This window comes from Massilia sp. P2_C2, assembly GCF_056404615.1.
Genome location: NZ_JBFUDR010000506.1, coordinates 1 through 2,731, shown reverse-complemented (window position 1 = coordinate 2,731; position 2,731 = coordinate 1). Strand labels below are relative to the sequence as shown.

The window sequence follows — 2,731 nt, the reverse complement described above, 5'->3', positions numbered from 1 at the left end:
TGCTCTGCTCGAGCAACGGCCTGATCGCCTGAAGGAACAGGCGGCGTCTTCGTTGAAGAACGAGTTTCAGTACAATATGGAAGATTCGCCTGAGGAGATGTCGGTAAAGCTTTTTTCTGCCGCCGACATGTTCTTGTCAAATCCATTCTGCGGCACGCTTGCAGTGATTTTCAACCGGGAGAAAGCCATCGCGCTGGGAGGATTTCATGCCCAGTGGTATCCAATCGCAGACTATGAATTCTGGTGCAGGTGGACAGCACGCTATGGCGATATTCCCATTGCAAACCGGCGCGTTGCGCAGTACAGGATTGGCCAAAACGAAAGCATGAAGCATGAAACTCGCGTGGCATTCGTTACAAAGTCCCGTGAGCTGCGACACCACCTGATCGAGCGTCACGCGGTGCCGGGCATTTTTGCAAATCTGATTGGTATCCTGAGCCTGTCGCAACGCAGTCAGATATACCGCGATTGGCGCAGTATGGACGAACCTCCCCCATCCGCGCTGATGAAAATGGCTATGTCAGGTTGCGGTAATGTGCTGAGAATCGTCTCTAAAGCTACAAAGGTCCTTGGTTCGGCTAGCCGCCGTCCGGGAGCGGAGTCGAGATGATCAACAAGGTCTTGTTGCTGGGTGGCGGCGGATTTGTCGGTCAGAATCTCGCCCAGAATCTTCTTGGAAACGGCTTTTCCGTCACTATTATCGATCAAAATGCAGGGGTTATTCGGCAAAATTCGGATCTTGCGGCGGTAACGTGCTATGAATGTTCTCTCGGAGACGTCGAGAAAATCCTCGCTTTGATTCACGAGCGGCAGATCGATTGTGTCATTAATCTGGCGTCGAGCTTGATACCATCCAGCAATTTTTCCATGTTTGTCAGAGACATGGAGCAGGTTGTCACTCCGTCGTTCAGGTTGCTGACAGAGCTGGCTGAGCGCGGCATACAGTATGTGTTCTTTTCCTCAGGTGGCACAATCTACGGACATGGTGGACCGGGCATGATTGCGGAATCGGCCAAATGCGAGCCGATCAACTTCTATGGTCAAAGCAAAAAAACCATGGAGGATTTCATTATCTTTGCCGGCCGAAATTTCGGTCTCCAGTATCTCATCATTCGGCCCTCGAATCCTTATGGGAGGTACCAGAACCCACTGCGAAAGCAAGGATTTATTGCCGTGGCGCTGCATAACATCATGAACGATCTACCCGTAGAGATATGGGGAGACGGATCGGTAGTGCGGGATTATATTTACGTAGATGACCTTGCGCATGCAGTGTCTCTGCTGTTGCGAGCCGGGGCGTCGAACGAGATATTTAACGTTGGAAGTGGTCGCGGATATACCATCAACGAAGTTCTTTCGATTCTTTCGGAGATAACGAACCGCCCTGTCAACGCGAATTATCAGGCGGGACGCAAGGTGGACGTGCAGAGCATCGTCCTGGACGTGAGCAAACTGCAATCCTTCATTTCATATATGCCACTCGGCCTGATGTCCGGCGTCGAAAAATATTATGGCTATTTGCGGGGGCTTGATGCAAAGTGACTTGCTCGCCATAGCGATTCCCACGTATAAACGTTCGGAAATACTTAACGAAAACATTCGCGCGATGTTGCCTGAAATTCAACGGCTCGGTGTGCCCGTCTATATTTCGGATGACAGCCCAGATCATGAGACGCAATCGGTAGTGTCCGAGTTGCGACGGATATATGATCGGATCTATTACACGCAGAATATGCCGGGCCTTGGCCATGATCGGAACTTCGTCGCGACGGTTCAGTTGCCCGAATCTGATTATGTTTGGTATCTTGGAGACTCCGTCGTCATCAATGCTGGAGATATTGAAAAAGCCTATATGGCATTGTTGAAATTCCGCCCGGAGTTTCTATTCGTGAATAACGAGAACCGCTGCGCCGATACTAACGATTACCCCGTAGTCGACCTTCGCAATTTCTTGCAACGCTTCGCTTGGCACTTGACGCTGACCGGTGCGACAATCTACAGCAGGGCGGCTGTGCGGTCGCTGCATGCCGGTGACGTAACGCGATGGCGAAATTTTCCCCAATTAGGACTGATTTTTCAGTTCGGTCTCGCGGGAAACCCGAAAGCTTACTGGATGGGGAGTGCGGGGGTCAGTTCCAACAGAAACAAGAAAAGTTACTGGAGCAACGCGATTGTTACCACGTTTGCAGTCGACTGGGTGAATCTCGTCAGGAACTTTGCTGCTTCATATTYCAGTAGAGAGTTGCAGGAAATATTTTTATCTCACTCGCTCCATACGGGGATATTTGGTTGGCGAAACGCAATCAGATATCGTCTGAGCGGTTCATTTTCGTGGAGTCTGTTGAGGACTCATCAGGCTGAAATTAAACTTGCCTCTCACACGAGTTACGCAGTATTGCTCTTGATCTCGATGCTGCCAGTAGTGGCGGGTCAGCGGATTGTGCAATTCTTGAAATATCTTAAGAACGCGCATGCCTGATTTATTTCGCCTTCATGCGTAAAGCACTGGGCTAATGTTGGCTGCCAATGTCGTGTTGGTATAGGGATGAGCCGAGGAGATTCGAATGCGAGTTACTGGAGCGGACAGTGCTCTCGGAAGTCGGCCATTCAAAGAACAGAGTTTGCGATGAAGTTTAAAAAAGTTTATTTAGTTGTATTGAATTATAACGGCTGGCGCGACACGCTCGAATGCTTGGAAAGCCTGTTAAAGCTCGATTACCCGAACCTCCAG

3 protein-coding genes are annotated in these 2,731 nt (G+C 50.1%); all 3 read left to right on the top strand.

The annotated features are described in order from the left end of the window. The coding region (locus tag AC1DYX_RS30095) for a hypothetical protein (protein ID WP_477265732.1) at positions 1 to 610 on the top strand (610 nt) is incomplete at its 5' end. After that, a complete protein-coding gene (locus AC1DYX_RS30090) occupies positions 607 to 1,542 on the top strand; it encodes an NAD-dependent epimerase/dehydratase family protein (RefSeq protein WP_477265730.1) in 936 nt (311 codons plus the stop codon). The genes AC1DYX_RS30095 and AC1DYX_RS30090, both read left to right, overlap by 4 nt. After that, complete coding sequence (locus AC1DYX_RS30085; protein WP_477265728.1) at positions 1,532 to 2,479, top strand: glycosyltransferase; 948 nt, start codon at positions 1,532 to 1,534, stop codon at positions 2,477 to 2,479. The genes AC1DYX_RS30090 and AC1DYX_RS30085 overlap by 11 nt, the downstream gene beginning before the upstream one ends. Positions 2,480 to 2,731: the final 252 nt, after the last annotated feature.

Coding starts and splice junctions, on each gene's coding strand:
- AC1DYX_RS30090 (WP_477265730.1), top strand. CDS start 607: ATGATCAACAAGGTCTTGTTGCTGGGTGGCGGCGGATTTGTCGGTCAG.